Source organism: Pedococcus sp. 2YAF34, from assembly GCF_052114585.1.
Lineage (GTDB): Bacteria > Actinomycetota > Actinomycetes > Actinomycetales > Dermatophilaceae > Pedococcus.
On the sequence record NZ_JBFRFA010000017.1, the window covers coordinates 41,453 to 65,119 of the forward strand.

Annotated in this window: 20 protein-coding genes and 1 pseudogene; 13 read left to right on the forward strand and 8 right to left on the reverse strand. The window is 70.0% G+C overall.

The features are described from left to right. The first annotated feature begins 51 nt into the window (after positions 1 to 51). The 11 genes and pseudogenes from AB4Z02_RS10960 to AB4Z02_RS11010 all read left to right on the forward strand — a co-directional run bounded on the left by AB4Z02_RS10960 (position 52) and on the right by AB4Z02_RS11010 (position 9,595). Complete coding sequence (locus AB4Z02_RS10960; RefSeq protein ID WP_441970948.1) at positions 52 to 633, forward strand: TetR/AcrR family transcriptional regulator; 582 nt, start codon at positions 52 to 54, stop codon at positions 631 to 633. After that, entirely contained in the window at positions 530 to 781 is a 252-nt protein-coding gene (locus tag AB4Z02_RS10965) for a nitroreductase/quinone reductase family protein (RefSeq protein WP_441970950.1), read from the forward strand. The genes AB4Z02_RS10960 and AB4Z02_RS10965 overlap by 104 nt, the downstream gene beginning before the upstream one ends. 63 nt (positions 782 to 844) lie before the next feature. Next, positions 845 to 1,282 carry a VOC family protein gene (locus AB4Z02_RS10970; protein WP_441970951.1) on the forward strand — a complete coding sequence of 146 codons (438 nt, stop codon included), beginning with the start codon at positions 845 to 847 and terminating at the stop codon, positions 1,280 to 1,282. A gap of 387 nt (positions 1,283 to 1,669) precedes the next feature. Continuing rightward, positions 1,670 to 2,131: a MerR family transcriptional regulator gene (locus tag AB4Z02_RS10975; RefSeq protein WP_441970952.1), complete on the forward strand. Its 462-nt coding sequence runs from the start codon at positions 1,670 to 1,672 to the stop codon at positions 2,129 to 2,131. Positions 2,132 to 2,247: 116 nt separating this feature from the next. After that, the gene (locus AB4Z02_RS10980) at positions 2,248 to 2,643 is read left to right on the forward strand and encodes a (R)-mandelonitrile lyase (protein WP_441970954.1); all 396 of its coding nucleotides are present in this window, start codon (positions 2,248 to 2,250) and stop codon (positions 2,641 to 2,643) included. A gap of 51 nt (positions 2,644 to 2,694) precedes the next feature. Further along, the gene (locus AB4Z02_RS10985) at positions 2,695 to 3,732 is read left to right on the forward strand and encodes an NAD(P)-dependent alcohol dehydrogenase (protein ID WP_441970956.1); all 1,038 of its coding nucleotides are present in this window, start codon (positions 2,695 to 2,697) and stop codon (positions 3,730 to 3,732) included. A 34-nt stretch (positions 3,733 to 3,766) separates the two neighbouring features. Next, positions 3,767 to 4,351, forward strand: a complete 585-nt coding sequence (locus AB4Z02_RS10990; RefSeq protein ID WP_441970958.1) for a DapH/DapD/GlmU-related protein — start codon at positions 3,767 to 3,769, stop codon at positions 4,349 to 4,351. 287 nt (positions 4,352 to 4,638) lie between these two features. After that, positions 4,639 to 5,831, forward strand: a pseudogene (locus AB4Z02_RS10995) (IS110 family transposase). Positions 5,832 to 5,987: 156 nt separating this feature from the next. Further along, positions 5,988 to 6,320 carry an HNH endonuclease gene (locus tag AB4Z02_RS11000; protein ID WP_441970960.1) on the forward strand — a complete coding sequence of 111 codons (333 nt, stop codon included), beginning with the start codon at positions 5,988 to 5,990 and terminating at the stop codon, positions 6,318 to 6,320. Positions 6,321 to 6,442: 122 nt separating this feature from the next. Beyond that, positions 6,443 to 6,817 (forward strand): hypothetical protein, encoded by a 375-nt coding sequence (locus tag AB4Z02_RS11005; protein WP_441970962.1) that lies wholly within the window; start codon positions 6,443 to 6,445, stop codon positions 6,815 to 6,817. A gap of 1,605 nt (positions 6,818 to 8,422) precedes the next feature. Beyond that, positions 8,423 to 9,595 (forward strand): serine hydrolase domain-containing protein, encoded by a 1,173-nt coding sequence (locus AB4Z02_RS11010; RefSeq protein WP_441970964.1) that lies wholly within the window; start codon positions 8,423 to 8,425, stop codon positions 9,593 to 9,595. A gap of 683 nt (positions 9,596 to 10,278) precedes the next feature. On the opposite strand, the gene AB4Z02_RS11015 is transcribed toward AB4Z02_RS11010, so the two are convergent. From AB4Z02_RS11015 to AB4Z02_RS11040, 6 genes are all read right to left on the reverse strand, one after another. After that, entirely contained in the window at positions 10,279 to 11,379 is a 1,101-nt protein-coding gene (locus AB4Z02_RS11015; RefSeq protein ID WP_441970965.1) for a serine hydrolase domain-containing protein, read from the reverse strand. 243 nt (positions 11,380 to 11,622) lie between these two features. Further along, the gene (locus tag AB4Z02_RS11020) at positions 11,623 to 12,357 is read right to left on the reverse strand and encodes a lysophospholipid acyltransferase family protein (protein ID WP_441970967.1); all 735 of its coding nucleotides are present in this window, start codon (positions 12,355 to 12,357) and stop codon (positions 11,623 to 11,625) included. 7 nt (positions 12,358 to 12,364) lie between these two features. Beyond that, positions 12,365 to 13,945, reverse strand: coding sequence for a glutamine-hydrolyzing GMP synthase (gene guaA / locus AB4Z02_RS11025; protein ID WP_304437969.1), 1,581 nt, complete (start codon positions 13,943 to 13,945; stop codon positions 12,365 to 12,367). 136 nt (positions 13,946 to 14,081) lie between these two features. Next, a complete protein-coding gene (locus AB4Z02_RS11030; protein WP_441970969.1) occupies positions 14,082 to 14,429 on the reverse strand; it encodes a DUF3817 domain-containing protein in 348 nt (115 codons plus the stop codon). After that, entirely contained in the window at positions 14,426 to 15,226 is an 801-nt protein-coding gene (locus tag AB4Z02_RS11035) for an SURF1 family protein (protein ID WP_056882353.1), read from the reverse strand. The genes AB4Z02_RS11030 and AB4Z02_RS11035 overlap by 4 nt, the downstream gene beginning before the upstream one ends. A gap of 4 nt (positions 15,227 to 15,230) precedes the next feature. Then, the gene (locus AB4Z02_RS11040) at positions 15,231 to 16,550 is read right to left on the reverse strand and encodes a YncE family protein (protein ID WP_441970970.1); all 1,320 of its coding nucleotides are present in this window, start codon (positions 16,548 to 16,550) and stop codon (positions 15,231 to 15,233) included. A 78-nt stretch (positions 16,551 to 16,628) separates the two neighbouring features. Here AB4Z02_RS11040 and AB4Z02_RS11045 point away from each other — a divergent pair, with 78 nt between their 5' ends. Then, entirely contained in the window at positions 16,629 to 18,392 is a 1,764-nt protein-coding gene (locus tag AB4Z02_RS11045) for an ABC transporter transmembrane domain-containing protein (RefSeq protein WP_441970972.1), read from the forward strand. 71 nt (positions 18,393 to 18,463) lie between these two features. Next, positions 18,464 to 20,197 (forward strand): ABC transporter ATP-binding protein, encoded by a 1,734-nt coding sequence (locus tag AB4Z02_RS11050; RefSeq protein ID WP_441970986.1) that lies wholly within the window; start codon positions 18,464 to 18,466, stop codon positions 20,195 to 20,197. 162 nt (positions 20,198 to 20,359) lie between these two features. On the opposite strand, the gene AB4Z02_RS11055 is transcribed toward AB4Z02_RS11050, so the two are convergent. Then, positions 20,360 to 22,078 (reverse strand): GMC oxidoreductase, encoded by a 1,719-nt coding sequence (locus AB4Z02_RS11055; protein ID WP_441970974.1) that lies wholly within the window; start codon positions 22,076 to 22,078, stop codon positions 20,360 to 20,362. Further along, positions 22,075 to 23,667: a succinic semialdehyde dehydrogenase gene (locus tag AB4Z02_RS11060; RefSeq protein ID WP_441970976.1), complete on the reverse strand. Its 1,593-nt coding sequence runs from the start codon at positions 23,665 to 23,667 to the stop codon at positions 22,075 to 22,077. The genes AB4Z02_RS11055 and AB4Z02_RS11060 overlap by 4 nt, the downstream gene beginning before the upstream one ends.

The window sequence follows — 23,667 nt, forward strand, 5'->3', positions numbered from 1 at the left end:
GGTAGGCTAGCATTCGGTCGACCGACCGACAAGACCTTGGAGGAGCCGTCCATGGCCGCCGACACCCGCGACAAGCTCATCGCCGCGGCAAGGGAATGCCTGCTCGCCGACGGACACGCCAACCTCTCCACGCGAAGGGTCGCCGAGCGGGCGGGCGTGCCGTTGAGCCAGATCCATTACCACTTTGGCGGTCGGCAAGGCCTGATCCTTGCCCTGCTCGCCCAGGAGAACGCTCAGCTGCTTCAACGCCAGCAGACGATGTACGGCGCGGACGTCCCGCTGCACCTGCGATATGTGCAGGCCTGCGACTTCCTCAGGGACGACCTCGCCTCCGGCTACGTGCGGATGCTGCAGGAGATGATCGCGGCCGGCTGGAGCGACAAAGCGATCGGCGCCAAGGTCACCCGGTTGCTCCGCTCCTGGTTCGAGCTCCTCGAGCAGGTGGTCATCGAAGCAGCCGACGAGCTCGGGGACCTCGGCCCGTTCACGCCACGCACCGTCGCGACACTGATCGGCCTGGGCTTCATGGGTGGAGAGTCGATGCTGCTACTGGAGGACTCCTGGTCCGACGACGTCTTCGCGGCCCTCGGCAGCATCGGCGACGCGCTCGAGCTTCGACATCGGGACGCTTGAGCGGTTCACTGCCCGCGCCCGCGTCGCGACCGACGCGGAGCGCGACACCCTGTGGCCGATGATGGCGCGCATCTTCCCGCTGTATGACGACTACGCGCGCAAGACAGACCGCCAGATCCCCTTGGTCCTGCTAACCCCAGGCGACTGAACCGTCCACTTCGGGCGCTACCAAGCCGTGCCCAGTCCGCACCAAACACCTCAAGGAGAAACCATGCCCATCAAGTTCGAGAACGTCGGCATCGCTGTGCGCGATCTCGACGAGACCATCGCCTTCTTCACCGACCTGGGCTTGAGCGTCCTCGGCCGCGACACCGTCAGTGGCGAGTGCGCCGACACCGCCGTCGGGCTGGACGGCAACCACGCGAAGATCGCTGTGCTCCAGACGCCGGACGGCAACAACTGCCTTGAGCTCTTCGAGTACATCCACCCCGACGCCATCCCGACGGAACCCACCCGACCCCACGAGATCGGGATGCACCGCGTCGCGTTCACGGTGGACGACGTCGACGAGGCGGTGGCGATCGCCGCGCGGCACGGTTGCCACCCGCTCCGTGGGGTCGCGACTTACGAGGACGTCTACAAGCTCACCTATCTCCGCGGACCCAGCGGCATCTTGGTGATGTTCGCCCAACAACTCGACAACAGCTGAGTCCGGGGCTGGAGCGGGGGGACATCAGCGCCTGCACGCTCTCCGACACCTCGACGCCGGAGCCGTCCTGTTGAGCATCGCTGCGTCCCCGCAATCGGTCCCGGAAGCCCGGCTCATGAGATGGCCGCTGCGCGACCCCAAGGGGACGATGCCGGAGCGGTCGATACGCCGGTCGATGCGCGAACCGGCGTGGTGGGCTGGCCACTCCGGAAGACGGAGACGGGTGGGCTCAGGCCGTCCCTATTCGAGGTCCTGAAGACTCGTTGATCGGCTCGCGGCTAAGTGACGCACCTCTTGCGGGGGCGCTGATGAGGTGTTTGGCGAAGTGCGCTCTCCCCTCGGAAGAGGCTTTGACTTCAAGTACTTGAAGTTCCTAGCGTGGTTGACATGAGTTCTCTGGTCGCCCGGCGCGAGTACACGATCAAGGAGGCCGCGGCCCTGACGGGGCTGCCGGCCAGCACGCTGCGCTACTACGAGTCCATCGGCGTCATCGCCCCGGTGGGTCGGGGCGCGACCAGCGGTCACCGCGTCTACGACGAGGAGGACCTCGACCAGATCATGTGGGTCGCCTGCCTCGCTGCGACTGGCATGTCCGTGAGCGACATGCGCCAGTACGTCGAGAACGGCCGTGTCGGCCCGGCCGCCGCCGGTGAGCAGGTTGAGCTGCTCACCCACCAGCAGCGCCGCCTCGTTTGCGAGGCGGAGCAACTGGTCCTGCGACAGCGGTATGTCGCGCTGAAGATCGACTACTGGAGCGCCGTCGCCGCAGGTGACGACGCCCGCGCCGAGCTCATCTCTGGTGAGGCCCGGACGCTCGCCGACGAGCTCAAGCGGACAGGTAAGCCCTAGCCGCACCCGGGCGCCGACCGGCGCCCGCGCTGTACCCATCCATGCACTACCCAGGACGAGGTCCGGGCTGCGCGAGCATGCCTTCGACCATTCGTCGCACCACGAAGGAGCCCACCATGAAGTTCACGAAGAGCGGTGGCCAGAGCGCCACCGGCCCCGCGGACTGGTTCACCGGCACCGTCTTCATCGACGGCATACGCAACCCCGACGAGCAGTCGACCGTGGGCTGCGCGCACGTCCGGTTCACGCCGGGCGCGCGGACCGCGTGGCACAGCCACCCGAAGGGGCAGACCCTCTATGTCACCGACGGCATCGGGTACGTCGCGCGACGCGGCGGCGAGCCGCAGGAGATCCGTCCCGGCGACGTCGTCTACATCGAGCCGAACGAGGAGCACTGGCACGGTGCCACCGCCGACCGGTTCATGGCGCACGTCGCCATCCAGGAGGCCGACGACCAGGGCCAGGTCGTGACCTGGCTCGACCACGTCACCGACGCCGAGTACGGCGCCTGAGCCCCACCCTCCCTCCCTTTCACCCGTACCACTCTTCACAAAGGAAACCCCTTGCGCGTCAACGCCTATGCAGCACCGTCCGCCGGCCAGCCCCTGGCCCCCACCACCATCGAGCGCCGTGAGGTCGGCGCGAACGACGTCCTCATCCAGATCGAGTACGCCGGCATCTGCCACTCCGACATCCACACCGTCAACGGAGACTGGGGCCCGCAGCCCTTCCCCGTCGTGCCGGGCCACGAGGTCGTCGGCCTCGTCACCGAGGTCGGCGCCGACGTCACCCGCCACCAGGTCGGCGACCGCGTCGGTGTCGGCTGCATGGTCAACTCGTGCGGCGAGTGCGCCAGCTGCACGCGCGGCGACGAGCAGTACTGCCTCGAGGGCATGGTCGGCACGTACGCCGCGACCGATCGGGACGGGACCACCACCCAGGGCGGGTACTCGACCCACGTCGTCGTCGACGCCGACTTCGTCCTGAGCGTGCCCGAGGGCCTCGACCCGGCTGCCGCCGCTCCGCTGCTGTGCGCCGGCATCACCACCTACGCCCCGCTGCGTCACTGGAAGGCCGGCCCCGGGACAAAGGTGGCGATCGTGGGCCTCGGCGGCCTGGGCCACATGGGCGTGAAGATCGCCCACGCCCTCGGCGCGGAGGTCACGGTGCTCTCGCAGTCGCTGAAGAAGCAGGAGGACGGGCTGCGCCTCGGCGCGGACCACTACTTCGCCACCTCCGACCGGTCGACCTTCGAGCAGCTGGCCGGCCAGTTCGACCTCATCGTCAACACGGTCAGCGCATCCATCGACCTCGACGCCTACCTCGGCCTTCTCGCCGTCGACGGCACGCTGGTCAACGTCGGTGCGCCCGCAGACCCGTTGAGCGTCAACGTGTTCTCGCTCATCGGCGGGCGTCGCTCGTTCGCCGGCTCGATGATCGGCGGCATCGCCCTGACCCAGGAGATGCTCGACTTCTGCGCCGAGCACCGGATCGGGGCGGAGATCGAGGTCATCGCTGCCGACGAGATCAACGAGGCGTATGAGCGCGTGCTCGCCTCCGACGTGCGCTACCGGTTCGTCATTGACACCGCGACGCTCTGACCACCCTTCTCCCACAACTGACAGGAGCCTGACCATGGAGCTGCACGAGTTCCTCGAGCACGTCAACAGCGGCGCGCTCATCGAGGGCGGCTCGGCTGCCCACCGGTTCATGCACGCCGCCTCCCAGGACGCGCTGCGCATCCTGGCCGAGCTGAATGGCGCCTACCGCACCCCGGACGAGGTCCGGCTCCTGTTGGCAGAGCTCACCGGCAAGCCGGTGGACGAGTCGGTGACCGTGTTCCCGCCGTTCTACAGCGAGTTCGGAAAGAACCTCACCCTCGGCAAGGACGTCTTCATCAACATGGGCTGCCGCTTTCAGGACACTGGCGGCATCACGATCGGCGACGGCAGCCTCATCGGCCACGGCAGCACGCTCACGACGCTGAACCACAGCGTCGACCCGGGCCAGCGCGCCGACATGACGCCAGCTCCCATCGTCATCGGCCGTCGGGTCTGGCTCGGCGCCGCAGTGACAGTCGTGCCGGGCGTGACCATCGGCGACGGTGCCATCGTCGGCGCCGGGGCCGTCGTCACCAAGGATGTCGCGGCCGGAGCGATCGTCGGCGGTGTACCGGCCAAGCTGATCCGCATGACCGGCTTCGGACCCGAGACTAAGTAGTCGGCACGACTGGTTCCGAAGCCGACAGTTCGTCCAGCCAACAGCCGTCGCCCTCAGGCGGCTACTAGACGATTCCCTAGGGCCGGTGTCTGGCCAGACTCGGTCCAGGTGATCGGCGGGAAGCTCTTCATGCGGCTGCCCACCGGCTGGACTGGTGTGGCTCACTATCGGTTTGCGGCCCGCCGGTCACCGTGACGAGGCGTGGCTCAAGAAGGGACTGCCCTGCTCGTAGTAGCAATGCCCACCTCGCCGTCCACCACGGGAACGCGCACAGGCGGGAGCAGCACTTGCAACACACGGAGCACGTGATCATCGGGGTCGATCCCCACAAGCTGTCGGCCACCATCGAGGTCGTCGACCACCACGAACGGCTACTGGGTTCGGGGCGGTTCACCACCGACCGGGCCGGCTACGACGCGATGCGCACATACGTCGCCGGCTGGCCTGATCGGGTGTGGGCGGTGGAGGGCAGCAACGGTGCCGGCCGACCGCTGGCGCAACGACTGCTCGAAGACGGCGAACAGGTCGTCGATGTCCCCGCCAAGCTCGCCGCCCGGGTCCGGTTGTTCGACACCGGCCACAACCGCAAGACCGACGCCCGTGACGCTCACTCGATCGCGGCCGTCGCGGTCCGCACGAAGACGTTGAGAGTGCTGGCGCTCGACGGGGAGCTCGAGGCGCTGCGGATGCTGGTCGACCGCCGCGAATCGCTGACCCGGCGCCGGGTCCAGACCGTCGACCGACTGCAGGCGTTGTTGGCCGAACTCCTTCCAGGACAGGCGAAGAAGGACATCACCACCGGCCAGGCCAAGACGATGCTCGCCTCGGTCCGACCGCGTGACATCGCCGGGAAGACTCGACGCCGGATCGCCGCGGAGGAGCTGGCCGAGCTAGTCGCGGTCGAGACCAAGATCAAGAAATCGACCGCCGAACTGAAGGCGATCGTTCTCGCCCGCGGCTCACACCTGATGGACCTGCCCGGCGTCGGCCCGGTCGTGGCCGCCCGGGTCCTGGCCGACGTCGGCGACGTCACCCGGTTCGCTGACCGCAACCGGTTCGCGTCCTGGACCGGCACCGCGCCACTGGACGCGTCTTCCGGTGAGCAGAACCGGCACCGCCTATCCCGGGCCGGGAACCGGCGGATGAACCACATGATCCACATCGCCGCGATCAGCCAGATCCGCCTCGACACCGACGGCCGCGCGTACTACCGACGCAAACGAGCCGAGGGCAAGAAGCCCCTCGAAGCGATCCGGTGCCTCAAGCGAAGGATCTCCCTATCTATCGACAGCTACTCGCCGACGCCCAGCCAACGGCTTGCACGGGTCCGGGAGGGCACTGCGGGGCGACTCAAGAATCCAGCGCGGTCGACCTACCCCCGCTCGTCGACACTTCGGATCAGCCACTTCCCGGACCCGCACCGACGACGCTACGCCGCACCGTCAGCGCACGGAAGAGACAACTCGACCCGACCAGTTGACAACAGAAGGGAGCCGATGTGACGCACTCGATCTGCCACGACGTGCGTCCTGCAGGGAATGCGTAACGGGGGATTCAGCCCCTTGATGCCTACTCTGGCGAGGTGACGGTGAGCAGAACTCGCAAGGCTCGGGCGGCCCGTAGGCGGACGCGCCGCATGAGCCTTGTCAGCCACGATCTGACCGAGGCCCAGTGGACGATGCTGCAGGCTCAGTGGGGAGGATGCGCCTACTGCGGCGCCACCGGTGAGCCGCTTCAGCGTGACTGCGTCCTGCCGATATCTCGTGGTGGTCGGTACACGCTCGACAACGTGGTGCCGGCCTGTCGCTCGTGCAACGCGAGCAAGTGCAACACCGAGGTCACCAGCTGGCTTCGAAGGAAGCGGATGGACGAGCGGGCCTTCCTGGCGCGCCACGTGGAGATCCGAACCGAGCTCGCACCTCGGTTTGCGGTGCCCTCGTGCGAGGCCCCCAATACCAACGTGGGATGAGCCGGAGTCGATGCAGCCATCCTCCTGCGCCCTCACTGGGCCCTTTGACCCTGATAAGCGCGGCGAACCTCGGGTCAGATGGATAGTGAACCGGACTTAGCGAATGGGATGAAGGGTCAACGATGGTCGCAGTGCGGATCGTTGCGGGAATCCTGCTCCTGGCCCACGGCTTGGTGCACACGCTGTATCTGGTCCCAGATGTGTCTGAGTTCTCGACGCAGGGGTCGTGGTTGGTACCCGAGGCGGCGCGCCAACCTGTCGCGAGGGTGCTCATTGCGGCCACGATCGTGGCGTCCGCAGCGCTGGCTCTGGCCGTGTGGGGCGCACCGGGGCTGGCAACAGCGTGGCCGGTGCTGGCTGTCCTCGCGGGAGCCATCTCGCTTGTCCTGATCGTCGCGTACTGGGACGCGCGGTTGATGCTGGGGCTGGCGATCGACTGCGCACTCATCACGCTTGCCGTCGTCCAACCGGCGTGGCTCAAGGACTTCATGACATAGCCTGCAGCGAGCCCGCCGGCACCGGGGACCACGGCTTTGGCAGCTGGGCCGACCGATGATCACCGCGAACACTTCTCGGTCGCGATGTGGGAGTGTCCTCAGCACGAGGCGGCGGGTGCCACCCGCCCGGCTCGCGACAGAATGACGCACCCGACAAGCCGCCGCCGAAGCGGGTCTCCTGTGCCCTCCCTTTCTCATAGACCTGAGGTCTCGACCCTCAATCTGAGCGGCCTGCAAACCTCAGGGCCCTTCTTGGAAGCCAGCACCAGCGCCCGAGCGGCCATACCAGGCGTGGCCCTGTTGCCGTGGCGCAAGTGTTCGGCAATAGGACTCCTGGCCCAATCACCCGACGCCGGGTCGATCTGCGTCCGGGCGCCGGTCAGCGATTTCTATTCTGGTTCCGCTCGTGCCGTGGCCCCGATCCCACAACCAAGCGCCAATCACAAGCAAGACCACGAAGATGCCCGCGATGATCCCGAACCACATAGCGATGGTCCTTCCGGCCGCGCATGCAACCACTCTCCCCGTATCGTCCCATCGGGTCGCCGGGATGCCAAGGGTCATCATGTTGCGACGCAGGACCTACACGACGTCCCAGATAGTTCGTCGCCCTGAGGCCAGATCTAACGCTTCCCGCCGTGCGCCAGCAGGGCGGATCGGCCGACCACTCGTGGCTCCCTCCTGTGTCAAGACGCGGCGGGCGAGGCGGTTATGGGCCGTGATGGCGGAGCTACCATCCTTCGTTCTTGGGCGTTGGCGGGTCATTCGTGTGATCGGGCAGCCTGTCACGATCGAGGGTGTGTCGCCGATCCCAGAGCGCGGCCCAAGTCAGTAGGACCACGAGTAGCGCTCCTGCGATGATCCAGAACCAAATCCACATGGGGCGCTACCTTCCGGGCGGGCCGGGGCGCGGGCCCGTTCACCGCCAGTATCCCCCTGCAGTGAGTGACATGAGGTGTCAGCAATGACGGTGTGCAGGTCTGATCGCGCTTCCGTGCACCGCCAAGGATCGTTCGCCGCTCTATTGTTGTCCTACCTGCTGCGGCCGCGCGGCGGGTTACCCGCCGCCGCCGTCCGGGCCCGGGCCGCCGCCTCCGGGGGTATTCATTCCGCTGGAGTCGGCGCGCTGTCGGTTGAGGATCCACCGACCGCTGAGGGCCCATTGGAGCGTCTCGCCGGCAGGGGCTGGGTTTGAGAAGGATCTCGGAGTGCGCCAGTCCCGTATACCGGGCCTGCAACGCCTGGCTCTTGCAGGCGGCCAAGCCTTGATCGCCTCCTCGCCCCCCGGCCGCGGTGTTCCCATTACGCCATTGGACGGAGGCCCGTCGGCGCGGCTCGGAGGACAGTCGAAGTGCTTGATGGTTCTGAGATTGAGGGGTGAAGACTGGATGGGCCGCCCGGGGGCGCTGCCCGGACGGACAGGAAGAGCGGCGGCGCGGTTGCGCTCGCTGTAGCGGAAGATGGCCACGACGGCTGGTACGAGATGCATAACGAAGAGCGCGACATGGCCCCGAACCTTCGGACGCCTTGGCGCCCACGCCAGTGCCTGAGAGTGGTGTGCCCGAGCTACCCCGTGTCCGGGCGACCCGCTCATGAGGTCCCGGCATGAGGTCATGGGGTCGCGCCGGCGCGGTCGTCGGGCTGTCATGGCTGCTGATGGCCTGCTCCCCGGGGCATGGCGCTGGCAGCGTCACGGGCACCCCTACCACCTCAACGGCGGCGACCGGCGCGGTCTGGTCGCAGCTTCCGACATCGGCGCTCCCGGCTGACCGGATCACCAAGTTGCAACACGAGATCAACCGGTGGGTGGCGACGGGGCTGCTGAAAGGGGTGACTGCCGCAGTTGCCACCCCTCAAGGGGTGTGGGGCGGTGCGGCAGGGGTCGATGCGCGTGGGGTCGCGCTGGTACCTGGATCCGGACTCGCGCTGGGCAACATCACCAAGACGTTCACGGCGGCCGAGGTAATGCTGCTCGCCGAGCGGGGCAAGATCGATCTGGACCGATCCGCCTCGGCGTACATCGACCTCCCCCAGGTGTCGAACGGTGTCACGGTCCGACAGTTGCTGGCACAGCGCAGCGGTGTCGCAGCATCCGTGGATGCGCCACTGGGTGACCGCGACGCCCGGTGGACGACCCAGAAGTACCTGAAGTACGTCCCGGCGGCGAAGGATCCTCCGGGCAAGACCTTCGCCGACGACAACACGAACTACATCCTCTTGGGCCTCATCATCGAAAAGGCGAGCGGTCGAACGCTCGCCGACGCGTTCAAGACTGACCTGTGGGGGCCGCTGGGCCTGGACCGCCTCGCCTACCAGGACGCGCACAGTCTTCCTCCACCACTTGCCGCTGCAGCGCCGGACCCAGCAGCGAGCAGCGACATCAAGAGCTGCGCAACCGCGGGACCATGGCTTCCCTGCCGCGCCCTGGCCACCGTCGTTGGCGCGGCTGGGGCTGTAGCCGGAGATGCGGAGGCGGTCGCACATTGGGGATACGACTTGTACGGTTCCCGCGTCCTGCGCAGGAAATCCGTTGAACAGATGACCGACTTTCCCGACGACGCGCCATACGGCCTCGGCACCATTGACTTCAGCGCCGGGTATTTCGCCAGATGGAACATAGACGCAGTGGGCCACATCGGCTCGATGCTCGGATACCAAACGGTCATGGCTGTCTTCCGGGATGCGCACGTCTCAGTAGCCATCCTGACGCCCTCCGGAACCGAACCGCTTCCGTACGTGCAGTACCTCGTCAAGGCCGGGGGTCTCACCCAGCCATAGGGCGGCGTCGACCAGATGCTCGGTCTGCTCGACCTTGCTCTGCCTCGACAGCACGGGAACGTCCCCACTGCCCGGGGCAGAGCGACGCCTCCCCCCGCAGGAAAGGCAGAGGCGTCGCTGCCCCTGTGCGTCGGGCCCTGCGCGACCGACCTCACGCAGGACCCCCAGGTGCTCAACCGCTGACGCGCCACATATCGGGGTGAAGCAACTGGGGCGGCCTACGCCCATCGGCGCGACGAGACGACTCCGGTAAAGGTGCAAAGGCCTTCAGCGCCGTGCGAGCCGCGGCCGGTAGGTCACCGGCCGCCGGGGGGATGCCGGCGTTGCCGAGTGCGCCGAGGACGCCGATGACGCTGGTCAGGTTGGCGAACCCCTTCGGTAGGACCGCACGGTCTTCAACGTGTCGGGCGAGTTGAGTCTCGGCTGTCCGCGCACGCAACTGCAGCCGTCCCCCAGCGCGTCATTCACCTCCTGCGTGCTCCCTGCGCGATCGTTGGTGTGCGGCGCAAGCCCGTTGACAAGCAGAAGCAAAGAGAAGCGCGACGGCCCTCGTGAGGAAGTTTCCAGGCTGTCAGCGTGCCTGGGCAGCGCTCGAAACTGGCGGACTGGAAAGACATGTATAGGTCAGCTGGTCGCAGATGGTAGGGCGAATTCAGCCTGCAGCGCTTGGCTTAGGCACGTCGCTATCTAGTGGTGGGCAGGGGTCGGGCTGAGCGGGTAGAGGTCCCGACCGCTCGAAAGATCGTGACGGCGAGCCGTTGCAGGTCTCCTGCGCTCAGATCGGATGTGTATGTGGTCAGGTCGACACGGCTCGAGATGACGACCACGAGGCGGCGTTGGGGGATGACTTGGATCATCTGACCGCCCAGAGCCTTGGCGTCGAAGGCGGGTGTTCCGTCGGTGAGGCGGACGGACCATAAGTAGCCGTACCCCGTGGGGGCGGCAGAACCCTGGACCATGGTGGCCTGATGGATCCACTCTGCGGGAACGATCTGCTTGCCGCGCCATTGCCCTTGTTGCAGATACAACTGTCCGAGCTTGGCCATGTCGCGGGGGGTGATCTTCAGGTGGGTGAAGCCCAACGTGAACCCTTGCGGGTCCGTTGGCCAGGCGAAGCGGGCACGATTGAACTCACCCACGTACCGGCCGGTCGCGACGGGCTGGACGGCGGGCCTACTTGGTATGCCCAAGGGGTCGAACAGATGCGATCGGGCGTACTCCAGCACGCGCTGGCCGGTGGCCTGCTCCAGGATCGGTGACAGCAGGTGCGCGGCAAAGTCGGAGTAGATGAACTCTTTGCCGGGCACCCCGTCCTGATGGGCGAGGATGAACCGGATCCAGTCCTTCGAGCGGACCATCTGTGCGTATGCGCTCACATCGTTGGTGATGGGGAAGCCGCCGGTCATCGTCAACAGCTGGCGTAGGGTCACGCCGGCCACCCGTGGTGTCATCTGGGTGGCGTACTTGGGCAGCAGGTCCGACAGCCGATCCTCTAGGTGCAGGCGGCCTTCGCCTATCGCTTGACCGATCAGGGTGCCCATAACGCAAGAAGTGATCCCGAAGACGCTTCGCGACTCCTCGGCCGTTGTGTCGTAGTAGCGCTCGAAGAGTGGGCGGCCGTCGACCGTCACGACGATGGCGCTGATCTCGTTGTCGCCGACGTACCTGCTGAAGTCGGCTTCGACCGCCGCGGCAACCCGAGCGGAAGCCGAGATCGATGAGGTTGCCTGACCCGATCGCCGATGCTGGTCACAACCAGGCATCGCTAGAGCCAGAACGGCCACCAACACGACCCACCGACGGCCCCTACGGCCACCCGACCACCCCCAACGAGGACGGCCTCGCACCGAAATCACTTATCAACTGTCCTCCCCGGCGTGAACGAGGCACAAGGGGCTTGGGGGCCGGTGCTGCCCAGAGCAGCTCACTGAAGGACCAAGTACTGACGTCGTCATGGTGAGAGGACCAAATGTGGTTCTTGCGGCGGTGTGGGCGCACCCGCACGGGCCGGATGTAGCTCGACTCGGCTAGTCCTGCTGCGTCGACTCGAGCGCGGCCTTGACGTCTGAGGCGTACAACCCCGACCGCTCCTGTCCCGACAACTCCGCGATGGCGTCCATGGTCGCGTCCGTGACCGCCCGGAGCAGCGCTGCCTTCTGGTAGCGGACAGCCAGCCCAGCCACATCAACCGGCCGACCGAACCGCACCGTCACCTTGCCCGGACGGAACCCGTTCGACCCCGCGGGCTGCACCTTGTCCGTACCCGTGACCGCACACGGGAGGAGCGTGGCGCCGGTGTTCAGAGCCATACGGGCGACGCCGGTCCGGCCGCGGTGGAGGCGACCGTCGGGCGAGCGGGTGCCTTCGGGGTAGACCCCGAACCCCTCCCCGCTCCGCAGCACCTCCTCGGCGAGCTCCAGCGAGGCGGCAGCAGCACGCGGGTCGGACCGGTCCACCGGGATCGTGCCGGCGGTCGAGTGGAACCAGCGCACGGCGGCCCCGCGGAGACCGCTGCCCTGGAAGTACTCGGCCTTGCCGAGGAAGTGCACCTGCCGCCTGGCGGCAAGCGGGATGACGATCGAGTCGATGAACGACAGGTGGTTGGAGGCGACGATCAGCGCCCCTTCTCGGGGGACGTTCGACCGTCCCTCGACGTGCAGCCCGGTGAACAGCTTGAGGGGCGGCCCGATCAGGACGTGCCGCATGACCGCACGGCTCGCCTTGTCCTCCAGCGCCGCGAGGGCGTCACCCCTCAGGCGCACGCCGTCGTCACTCCCACTCGATGGTGCCCGGGGGCTTGCTCGTCACGTCGAGCACGACGCGGTTGACCTCGCGCACCTCGTTGGTGATGCGCGTGGAGATCTTGGCGAGCACGTCGTACGGGACGCGGGTCCAGTCAGCGGTCATGGCGTCCTCGGACGACACCGGGCGCAGGACCACGGGGTGGCCGTAGGTGCGGCCGTCGCCCTGGACGCCCACCGAGCGCACGTCGGCGAGCAGCACCACAGGGCACTGCCAGATGTCGCGGTCGAGACCGGCTGCCGACAGCTCGTGGCGGGCGATCGCGTCGGCGGCCCGCAGGATCTCGAGCCGTTCGGCAGTCACCGACCCCACGATCCGGATGCCGAGGCCGGGACCCGGGAACGGCTGGCGCCACACGATGGCCTCGGGCACCCCGAGCTCGAGCCCGACCTGGCGGACCTCGTCCTTGAAGAGCGACCGCAGCGGCTCGACGAGCTTGAACTGCAGGTCGTCGGGGAGGCCGCCGACGTTGTGGTGGCTCTTGATGTTGGCCGCGCCGGTGCCGCCACCGGACTCCACCACGTCGGGGTAGAGCGTGCCCTGGACGAGGAACTCCACCGGGTGGTCGGAGTCCCCGCGTGAGCCGACGACATCACGGGCAGCCTGCTCGAAGACGCGGATGAACTCGCGCCCGATGATCTTGCGCTTCTCCTCGGGGTCGGACACCCCGGCGAGCGCGCCCAGGAACTGCTCGCGAGCGTCCACGACGACGAGGTCGACGCCGGTCGCCGCGACGAACTCCTTCTCCACCTGCTCGGCCTCACCACTGCGCAGCAGGCCGTGGTCGACGAAGACACAGGTGAGCTGGTCGCCGACGGCCTTCTGCACCAGGGCCGCCGCGACCGAGGAGTCGACGCCGCCGGACAGGGCGCACAGCACGCGGGAGTCGCCGACCTTGGCGCGGATCGCGTCGACGAGCTCGTCGACGACGTTCGCCGCGGTCCAGTCGCCGGAGAGGCCGGCGCCCTTGTAGAGGAAGTTCTCGAGCACCCGCTGGCCGAACGTCGAGTGCATGACCTCGGGGTGCCACTGCACGCCGTACAGGTGGCGCTCGTCGTCCTCGAACGCAGCCACGGGCGCGCCCGCGGTGGAGGCCGTGACCCGCATTCCGGACGGCGCCTCGGTGACCGAGTCACCGTGGCTCATCCACACCGACTGGTCGCCCGGCTGGCCGTTGAAGAGCGTGGACACCGTGTCGGTGACGGAGGCCGGCGTCGAGCCGTACTCGCCGAGCCCGGTGTGGGCCACGGTGCCGCCGAGCGCCTGGGCCATGGCCTGGAAGCCGTAGCACATGCCGAACACGGGAACGCCCGCCTCAAGCACCGCCGGGTCGAGCGACGGGGCACCCTCGGCGTAGACCGACGAGGGGCCGCCGGAGAGCACGATCGCGGCCGGCTCCTTGGCGAGCATCTCGTCGACGGCCATGGTGTGCGGGACGACCTCGCTGTAGATGTTGGCCTCGCGCACGCGGCGGGCGATGAGCTGCGCGTACTGCGCGCCGAAGTCGACGACGAGGACCGGCTTGGCCTGCAGCGGGGTCGCCGGCACCTCCACGCGGTCGCCCTCGGGTGCCTCGACCCGGTCGTCGTCCTGGGCCTGCGTGATGTCGGTCGCCTGGTCGGCGACGCCATCGACGACGAGGTCGGTCGTGTTGTCGGCAGGGGTGTCGCTCACGGTGGCAAGGCTACCGGCGGGCCGTGGCGAGCTGACCCTCGACCTCGGCGGCCACCTTGCGCTCGGCCCAGAACGACAGGAACGGCACCACGCCCGCGAGCATCACCAGCACCATGCGTCCCAGCGACCAGCCCATCTTGAACCCCAGGTTGGCCGTCGCCACGAGGTAGACCATGTAGATGAACCCGTGCGGCTGCGGCCACCAGGCCAGCGCGTCGTTGCTGAAGCGGTAGTGCAGCACGATCTCGAGGACGAGCAGCAGCAGCCCGATGCCGACGACGAAGGCCATCACCTTGAAGAACTTCAGCGCCTTCTCAGCCGCCTCGACGTCCTTGACCTGACCCACGGTTTCGCTCACGCGGTGCTCTCCTCGACTCGGGTCGGCTCGCGCTGCTCGCGGGCCTCTCGCTCCCGGTGCGCATCATCGCGCACCATCCTGAACCACATGAACACGGCGAAGCCGGCGAAGACCCACCACTGCAGCGCGTAGGTCGCGTTGCGCCACTTCAGCCCGCCCGTCACCTCGGGCGGCGGGACGTGCTGCAGGCCCGCCGTGGCCGGCACCCCCGCGCCGGTCGGCGTGCGCTCGGTCTGGGCAAAGACGAACGCGTTGTAGAGGTCCCCCGGCCACCGGTTGACCAGGATCGACAGGTCCAGCGAGCCGAGCACCTCGAGGCCGCCGGCGCGGGCGGCCGAGCCCGACGGTGCCGGCGTGGGCGACTCCCCCGGCGCCAGGCTGCCCTCGACCTCGATGCGTCCCGCCGGGATGGCGGCCGCGGCGGCAGGGTCGGTCGCGAACCCGCGCACCACTGCCAGCCGCGCCCCGGTCTCCTCGACCACGATCGGCGTGACGACCCACCAGCCGGTGCGGCCGTCGAGGCGGCGCGGGCCGACCAGGAACTGCTCCGACGCGGCATACGTGCCGACGGCGGTGACCGCGCGGTTGGACTGCGGGTTGGGGAACTTCTGGTGCGGTCCCACGACGGTGTCGATGGCCGTGGGCCGGGCGTCGCGCGCGTGGCGCAGGGCGTCGGCGAGGCCCTTGTCCTGGGCGACGTGGAGCTGCCAGAACCCGAGCTGCACGAACGTCACGACCAGGAGCACCAGCAGGGCGAACAGGCCCAGCCAGCGAGGCTTGAGGGCGGTTCGCAGCACCTCGTCAGGTTACGGGACGCCTCGAGTCGTCGAAGACGAGGATGCTCCCGCCGTAGCAGGCGACCCAGACCGCCTTGCGGGTCGGCTCGTAGGTGATGCCGATGGGGTGCTGGTCGGTGGGCACGGTCTGCACCACCTTCAGGTCGGAGGTGCGCAGCTTGCTCACCGACGACGACTCGTAGTTCACCGAGTACAGGGCCTGCCCGTCGCGCGCGATGGCCAGCGAGCGCGGCTGCTGGCCCACGCGGGTCGTGGCCAGCACGCGGCCGGTGGCGCGGTCCAGCTTGCTCACCGTGCCGGCCCCGTTGTTGGTGACGTACAGGTACCTCGCGTCCGGGCTGAGGACGAGGTGGCGCGGGCCGTCGCCCGTGGTGGCATACGGCCGCACCTGACGGGTGCGCAGGTCGACGGTGACGATGCGGTCGGAGCCCATGAGCGCGATGTACGCGGTGCGGCTGTCCGGGGAGACGACGATGCCACGCGGGTAGTGGCCGCCGAGCGGGATGCGCGCGACCTGTCGGTTGCTCGCGACGTCGATGACCGACAGGTCCCAGCTGCACCAGTTGGTGACCAGGACGGTCCTGTCGTCCGGGGTGACGGCGACGTACTTGGGCACGGCACCCACCTCGACCACGCGGTCGATGGCGAAGGTGCCGGTGTCGATGCGGTAGACGGTGCTGGTCGAGGTGCCGTCGCCGGCCGTGCAGCTGTCGAGCCCCTCGGGCCCGTAGCCGGAGCCGAACATCGAGTAGTTGGACACCCAGGCGTGGCGGCCGTCGGCCGTGAACGCCGCCTCCACCGGCGCGCCCTTCGTCGTGCCGGGGTGGCCCTTGATCCCGAACGACCCGAGGTCGACCGCGTCGTCGATGGTCGCCAGCAGGGCGCCGTCGGCGCGGAACGCCGAGACGGTGTGGCGGTACATCATGTTCTGCGCCACGACGACGCCCTTCGGCGACGCCACGACCGACTTGGGGGTCAGGTCGCCGGTGAGGCGCATCGTGCGGACCAGGGCGGTCTCACCCGAGTTCGACCCCAGCGCGCCCTGCGGCGTGGCCGGGCTCGGCCGCGGAGCCTTGACGAGCGGGGCGGCGTGGGGGTCCGGCGCGGTGGTGTGCGACGCGGCCGCCGGCTTGGCCGAGGTGGATGCTGCCTCCGCCCGGTCGCCGCCGAGGAGCCCGGCCAGCTGGCTCACCCCGAACGACGCGGCACCCAGCAGGCCGACCGCGAGCGTGCCTGCGACGATGCGGCGGCGCACGTACTTGGCCTCCAGGCGGGCCTTGCGCGTGGGCGCCGGAGCTGACACGCCGTCATGGTAGGCAGCCATGGCCGGGTCCTCGTCGGAGGCGCACCGCGGGAAAACCGGTGTCGGCGGTGGGCGGCCGCGCCATACCGTGGATCCCTGATGCGCCAGATCCCGTTCCCGGACCCCGGCCGCCCCGACACCCGCAGCACGCTGCGCTTCATGGTGTGGGTCGCCCGGGAGCAGTGGCGCACCCAGGTGCTGGGGATGCTCGCCGGGATGGTGTGGATGGTGTCGCTGGCGCTGATCCCCGCGGCGCTCGGCCGGGGCGTCGACGAGGGCATCGTCCCCGGTGACGTCGGCGGGCTGGTGCGCTGGGCACTCGTGCTGCTCGGCCTCGGCGCTGTGGCTGCCGGCACCGCTGCGGCGCGCCACTTCTTCGCCGTCCACAACTGGCTCTACGCGTCCTACCGTGGCGCCCAGCTCGCCGCCGACGGCGTCGAGCGCTCGGGCCCGGCGCTGACCCGCGTCATGCCGTCGGGCGAGGTCGTCACCGTGTTCGCCAACGACATCATGCGGCTCGGCGGTGTGTACGACGCGATGGGTCGGCTGGCGGGGGCGGTGGTCAGCTACATCGTCGTCGGCGCGATCCTGCTCGCCGCGTCACCGCCGCTGGGCCTGCTGGTCCTCGGTGGCGGCCCGGTCATGCTCGCCGGGCTCACGCTCATCGTCCGCCCGCTGCAGCGTCGCCAGGCCCTGCAGCGCGAGGAGGCCGGCCGCCTGACGACCCTGGGCGCCGACACCGTCGCGGGGCTGCGGGTGCTGCGCGGCATCGGCGGCGAGCAGACCTTCCTGCGCCGCTACGAGGAGCAGTCGCAGCGCGTGCGTCACCGCGGCGTCCACGTGGCCGGCATCCAGGCCGCGCTCGACTCGGCCCAGGTGCTGCTGCCCGGCGTCTTCGTCGTGCTCGTCACCTGGCTCGGCGCGCGGCAGGCAGTCGACGGACGGCTGAGCGCGGGACAGCTGGTGGCGTTCTACGGCTACACCGCGTTCCTCACCATGCCGCTGCAGACGGCCATCGAGGTCGTCGACCGCGGCATCCGCGCGCACATCGCCGCGGGCAAGATCCTGCGCGTCCTGGCCGTCCAGCCGGACCACGACGAGGCACGGCCCGCGACGGCGCCGCTGCCCGACGCGGACGCCGACCTCGTCGACCCGCTGTCCGGGACCGTCGTGCGCGGTGGGCGCCTCACCGCCCTGGTGTCGGCCCGGCCGGAGGAGTCGGCCGCCGTGGCCGACCGCCTCGGGCGGCACGGCCCCGGCCCGCACCAGACGACCTGGGGTGGCACTCGGCTCGACGACCTGCCCATCCGGGACGTGCGCCGCCACGTCGTCGTCAGCGAGCCCGATCCGCGGCTGTTCACCGGGGTCCTGCGCGACCAGCTCCTCGGCCGGCGTGGTGACGACCGCGCCGGCACCAACGCCGACGTCGACCGCTCCGCCGACGCCGACGCCCGGGTGCTGGCGGCCCTGGAGACAGCCAGCGCGCTCGACGTGCTCGACGCCCTGCCCGGCGGCCTGGACGGCACCGTGGAGGAGCGCGGGCGCTCCTACTCCGGTGGCCAGCGGCAGCGGCTCGCGCTGGCGCGGGCACTGCTCACCGATGCCCCGGTCCTCGTGCTGGTCGAGCCCACGAGTGCGGTCGACGCGCACACCGAGGCGCGCGTGGCCGACCGGCTCGCCGAGCACCGTCGCGGGCGCACCACCGTGGTCACCACGGTCAGCCCGCTCCTGCTCGGGCGGGCCGACGAGGTCGTCCTGCTCGAGGACGGCCTGGTCAGCGCACGGGGCACGCACCGCGACCTCGTCGACCACCACCCCGGCTACCGCCACGTCGTACTGCGCGCAGAGGAGGACGAGACGTGAACACCGACCCCACCCGGCGGACCCTTCCCGTCGCGGACTCGCGTGCCGTCTGGGCGCACACGCGCCAGCTGATGGGCACCCACGGCCGCCTGCTCGGCCAGGTGCTCGGCCTGCACGCGCTCGCGGCGCTCGCAGCGCTGGCCGGGCCGTGGCTCGTGGGCCGGCTCGTCGACGAGGTCAGCGGGCACGGCACCCGCGGCGCCGTCGACCGCCTCGCCGTCGGCCTCGCCGTCGCGGTCGTGGCCCAGACCGGGCTGACCTGGGCTGCGCGCCGGCTGTCGTTCATCCTCGGCGAGACCGTCTTCGCCGAGCTGCGTGAGCAGTTCGTGGCGCGCGCGGTCAACCTGCCGCTGTCCACGGTCGAGCGCGCCGGCACCGGTGACCTCGTGGCCCGGACGACCAACGACGTGGAGGCCCTGTCGCACGTCGTGCGGTTCGGGATCCCGTCGCTGTTCGTGGCGAGCATGACGATCGCGATGACCGTCGTCGCCTCGTTGCTCACCTCACCGCTGGCGAGCCTCGCGATCCTTGCCGGGCTGCCGTTCTACTGGTTCTCGACTCGCCGCTACCTGCGCTACGCCGCCGACGGCTACCTCTGGGAGCGCGCGACCTACGCCGAGCTCAACGGCGTCGTCGCGGAGACGGTCGACGGGGCGCGCACCATCGACGCGCTGTCGCTGGCCCCGGTGCGGCGCAACAGGTTCCACGAGGCGCTGGCCGAGTGCTACCGCGCCGAGCGCTACACCCTCGGCCTGCGCCTGCGGTGGTTCCCGTCGGTCGTCTTCGGCTACTCGGTGCCGACCGCGGCGGCGGTGCTCTGGGGTGGCTGGCTGGCGGTCAACGGCTCCATCACGGCCGGCGCGGCGACCGCGGTCACGCTCTACGTGCACCAGATGGTGGGCCCGCTGGACGAGGTCCTCAGCTGGCTCGACGAGATCCAGGTGGGCGCGACCTCCCTGGCCCGAGTCATCGGCGTCGGGTCGGTCCCGCCGGACCGCAGCGCGACCGGCGAGCACCCCGACGGCTCCGACCTGACCGTCGACGAGGTCCGCTACGCCTACCGCGCCGGCCACGACGTGCTCCACGGCGTCAGCCTCGGGCTGCGTCCCGGGGAGCGCCTGGCCGTGGTCGGGCCGTCGGGCGCGGGCAAGTCCACCCTGGGCCGGCTGATGGCCGGTGTCGACGGCCCCCGCGAGGGACGCATCGACGTCGGTGGCGTGCCCCTGGTCGACCTCGAGCTCGCCGAGCTGCGCGGCGAGGTGGCCCTCGTGACGCAGGAGCACCACGTGTTCGTGGGAACCCTCGCCGACAACCTGCTGCTCGCCCGCCCGGGCGCGTCACGGGACGACCTCGAGCAGGCGCTCGACGCCGTCGACGCGCTCGGGTGGGCCGCCGGCCTCCCCGACGGCCTCGACACCGTCGTCGGCAGTGGTGGGCACGCCCTCAACGAGGCGCAGTCGCAGCAGCTCGCCCTGGCGCGCCTCGTCCTCGCCGACCCGCACACGCTCGTGCTCGACGAGGCCACGTCGCTGCTCGACCCGCGCGCCGCCCGGCACCTCGAACGGTCGCTCGCGGCGGTCGTCCAGGGCCGCACCGTCGTGGCCATCGCCCACCGCCTGCACACGGCCCACGACGCCGACCGCGTCGCCGTGGTCGAGGACGGCCTGGTGAGCGAGATCGGCACCCACCACGAGCTGGTCGCAGCGGGCGGCGCGTATGCAGCGCTGTGGGCGTCGTGGCGTGACGAGTCCCCCACCCCCGTCACCGGCGGCGGCTCGCGGGACAAATCGCTCGACGACGCGTAACCCCGCCCCATACCGCCTCGTTGTCCGGGTGGTGCGGCTGGAGGTTCCATTCCCCGGCTCATCTCCAGCCGCACCACGGGGGACGGTAGCTGAGGGGGCGCAGGGGCTTTCCTCAGCTGCCGCCCTCGACCGTTGAGGGGGGCAGCGTAGGGAGCGTCGTCGTCAGGCGGCGCCGTACCGCGTGACGGCCGGGTTCGCGGCCTTGACCGGCTCGAGCACGACGTAGGCGTCGCCCTGCTCCGGTCGCGGGTCCTGGTCGCCCTTGTTGGGCCACAGGGCCATCGCGCGCTCGGCCTGGGCCGTGATCGACAGCGACGGGTTCACGCCGAGGTTGGCCGAGATGGCCGAGCCGTCGACGACGTGCAGCCCCGGGTAGTGCCAGACGCGGTGGTAGGCGTCGATGACGCCACGCTCGGGGCTCGAGCCGATGGCGACTCCCCCGAGGAAGTGCGCGGTCATGGGGATGTCGGCGACCTCGCCGAGGCTGCCGCCCGCGAAGGCGCGCAACCCCGTGGCCGCGGACAGCCGCACGGCAAGCGCCTTCATCGCGCGCTGCCCGGCTGGGATGTATGTCGGGTTGGGCTCGCCGTGCCCCTGCCGCGAGGTGAGGCTGCGGCCGCCGAACAGCCCTGCCTTGCCGTTGACGTGCAGCGAGTTGTCCCGGGTCTGCATGACCAGGCCGATGATGGTGCGCTCGCTCCAGCGGTACTGCGACAGCGACCGCGCGAACACGACCGGGTGCTTGACGGCCTCGACGACGAACTGCAGCGGCCGGGGCAGCTTGTCGCCGGGCACCATGATCGTCGCGAGCGCGCCCATGAGGTTGGAGCCGGGACCGTAGCGGCAGTTCTCCACGTGGGTGTCGGCGTCGGGGTGGAACGAGGAGGTGATGGCGACCCCGCGCGAGAGGTTGTCGCCCGGCGGGACCTTCTCGAGCATCACGCCCTGCAGCGCCTCGGAGTTGGTGCGCGTCAGGTGGCCCAGCCGTGAGGAGAGCCGGGGCAGGACGCCGCCCTGCCGCAGGGTGTGCAGCAGCTTCTGGGTGCCCCACGTGCCGCCGGCGAACACGACCTGGTCGGCCGTGACGGTCCGCCGGTCGCGGCGGACCCACGCGCCGGTGGCCTCGTGCGTCACGGCATACCCACCGCCGCGGCGCGGGGCGACCCGCACGACGGTGCGCAGCGGCTCGACCGTGGCCCCGAGCCGTTCGGCGAGGGCGAGGTAGTTCTTGACGAGCGTGTTCTTGGCGCCGACGCGGCAGCCCACCATGCAGTTGCCGCACTCGGTGCAGCCCGTGCGCTCGGGGCCTGCTCCGCCGAAGTACGGGTCGGGGACCCGCTTGCCGGGCATGCCGTAGAAGACGCCGGTCGGGGTCTTGCGGAAGGTGTCGCCGACGCCGAGGTCCTCGGCGGTGCGGCGCATGACCTCCTCGACGATGCCATCGCACGGGTTGGTGACGACGCCGAGCATGGTCGAGGCCGTCGCGTAGTGTTGCTCGAGCTCGGCCTTCCAGTCGGTGATGTCGCTCCACTGCGGGTCGCGGAAGAACGACTCCGGCGGGACGTAGAGGGTGTTGGCGTAGTTGAGCGAGCCTCCGCCGACGCCGGCGCCGGCCAGGACCACGACGTCGGGCAGGCGGTGGATCCGTTGCACCCCAAAGCATTTCAGCCGCGGCGCCCACAGGTAGCGACGCACGTCCCAGGACGTCCTGGCGAAGTCCTCGTCCTGGAACCGGCGGCCGGACTCGACGACGTGGACCCGGTAGCCCTTTTCGGCCAGACGCAGCGCGGCGACCGAGCCGCCGAAGCCGGAGCCCACGACGAGGACGTCGACGTGGCTGCCTACGGGCAGGCCGGAGTCGACCGGGGCGGTGGCGGTCATCGGCGACCGACCGCCTTGAGGGTGCGCAGCGCGGCGGTCATCACGCGGGCATACGACTCGTCGGACAGGCCGGCCACGGGCGCGATGGGCAGGACGTGCTGCACCGTGACGTTCTGGGACTCGGTGTACTTGAGGATGCCCTCGCTGCCGTGTCGTCGCCCGACCCCGGACTGCTTCATGCCGCCCATCGGCGCGGCGACCGAACCCCAGGCCGCGGCGTACCCCTCGTTGACGTTGACCGTCCCGGCGTGGATGGCCGTCGCGACCCGCCGCCCCCGGGCCGTGTCGCGGGTCCACACGCTGGCGTTGAGCCCGTAGTCGGTGTCGTTGGCGACGCGCACGGCCTCGTCGTCGTCGCGCACCGTGTAGAGGCTCACCACCGGCCCGAACGTCTCGTCGTCGCGGACGTCCATCGCCGCCGTGACGCCCTCCAGGACGGTGGGTTCGTAGAAGTAGGGTCCGAGGTCGGGGCGGGCGCGGCCGCCGGTGAGGACCGTGGCCCCCTTGGCGCGCGCGTCGTCGACGTGGTCACCCACCCTGGTGAGCTGGGCCGCCGACACGAGCGAGCCCATGTCGGTGCCGTAGGCCAGTGCCGGGCCCAGGGTCATCGCCTCGACCGCGGCGACGAACCGCCGGCGGAACTCGTCGGCGACGGAGGCGTGGACCAGCACCCGCTCGACCGAGATGCACAGCTGACCGGCCGAGGAGAAGCAGGCCCGGACCGCGCCCTGCGCCGCCTTGTCGAGGTCGGCGTCGTCCGCGACGTACATCGAGTTCTTGCCGCCGAGCTCGAGGGAGTACCCGGCGAGGCGTGTGGCGACCGAACCCGCCACCCGCCGCCCCGTCTCGGTGGAGCCGGTGAAGCAGACGTAGTCGGTGAGGTCGACGACCGCCTGCCCGACGGTGGGGCCGTCGCCGAGCACGACCTGCAGCACCGACTCGGGCAGACCGGCCTCGGTGAGCAGCTGCACGGCCTGCAGCGCGGTGAGCGACGCCTGAAGGTCGGGGCGCAGGACGACGGCGTTGCCCGCCATCAGGGCCGGCAGGGCGTCGGTGACCGACAGCGACAGCGGGTAGTTCCACGGGCTGACGATGCCGACGACGCCGCGGGGGTGGTGGTGCTCGGTGCTCTGGGTGAGGACCGGGAACAGCCCGGCCCGTCGCCGCGGTCGCAGGTAGGACGCCGCGTTGCGGGCGTAGTGCCGCGCCACGAGCGCGACGTCGGCGACCTCCTCGAACGCCTGGAGCCGCGTCTTGCCGGACTCGAGCTGCACGACGTCGAGCAGCTCGACCTGCCGTTCGAGGACGAGGTCGTGGTAGCGCAGCAGGATCCGCTCGCGCAGCTCCATCGGGGTGCGCGCCCAGGCCCGCTGGGCCGCCCGGGCCGCGTCGACGGCGACCACGACGTCCTCGCGCGTGGACAACGGGAGGGACGCCAGCGGCGCCCCGGTCATGGGGGTGTGGCTCACGTGCTGGGCCGCCCGCGGGGCGGCGACCACCCGCCTGACCAGCCGGCGCACGAGCGCCGGGTCCACGGCATACGTCGCGGTGGGGTCGGTCTCGGGGTCGGCGATGAGGTCCGGGGCCAT

Bases quoted from the DNA above. Each gene is read 5' to 3' on its own strand.
- AB4Z02_RS11060 (WP_441970976.1), bottom strand. From the start codon at position 23,667: ATGGCCCCGGACCTCATCGCCGACCCCGAGACCGACCCCACCGCGACG.
- AB4Z02_RS10970 (WP_441970951.1), top strand. From the start codon at position 845: ATGCCCATCAAGTTCGAGAACGTCGGCATCGCTGTGCGCGATCTCGAC.
- AB4Z02_RS10980 (WP_441970954.1), top strand. From the start codon at position 2,248: ATGAAGTTCACGAAGAGCGGTGGCCAGAGCGCCACCGGCCCCGCGGAC.
- AB4Z02_RS11005 (WP_441970962.1), top strand. From the start codon at position 6,443: ATGGTCGCAGTGCGGATCGTTGCGGGAATCCTGCTCCTGGCCCACGGC.
- AB4Z02_RS11000 (WP_441970960.1), top strand. From the start codon at position 5,988: ATGAGCCTTGTCAGCCACGATCTGACCGAGGCCCAGTGGACGATGCTG.
- AB4Z02_RS11040 (WP_441970970.1), bottom strand. From the start codon at position 16,550: ATGGCTGCCTACCATGACGGCGTGTCAGCTCCGGCGCCCACGCGCAAG.
- AB4Z02_RS10960 (WP_441970948.1), top strand. From the start codon at position 52: ATGGCCGCCGACACCCGCGACAAGCTCATCGCCGCGGCAAGGGAATGC.
- AB4Z02_RS11045 (WP_441970972.1), top strand. From the start codon at position 16,629: ATGCGCCAGATCCCGTTCCCGGACCCCGGCCGCCCCGACACCCGCAGC.
- AB4Z02_RS11050 (WP_441970986.1), top strand. From the start codon at position 18,464: ATGGGCACCCACGGCCGCCTGCTCGGCCAGGTGCTCGGCCTGCACGCG.
- AB4Z02_RS11055 (WP_441970974.1), bottom strand. From the start codon at position 22,078: ATGACCGCCACCGCCCCGGTCGACTCCGGCCTGCCCGTAGGCAGCCAC.
- AB4Z02_RS11010 (WP_441970964.1), top strand. From the start codon at position 8,423: ATGAGGTCATGGGGTCGCGCCGGCGCGGTCGTCGGGCTGTCATGGCTG.
- AB4Z02_RS10975 (WP_441970952.1), top strand. From the start codon at position 1,670: ATGAGTTCTCTGGTCGCCCGGCGCGAGTACACGATCAAGGAGGCCGCG.
- AB4Z02_RS10990 (WP_441970958.1), top strand. From the start codon at position 3,767: ATGGAGCTGCACGAGTTCCTCGAGCACGTCAACAGCGGCGCGCTCATC.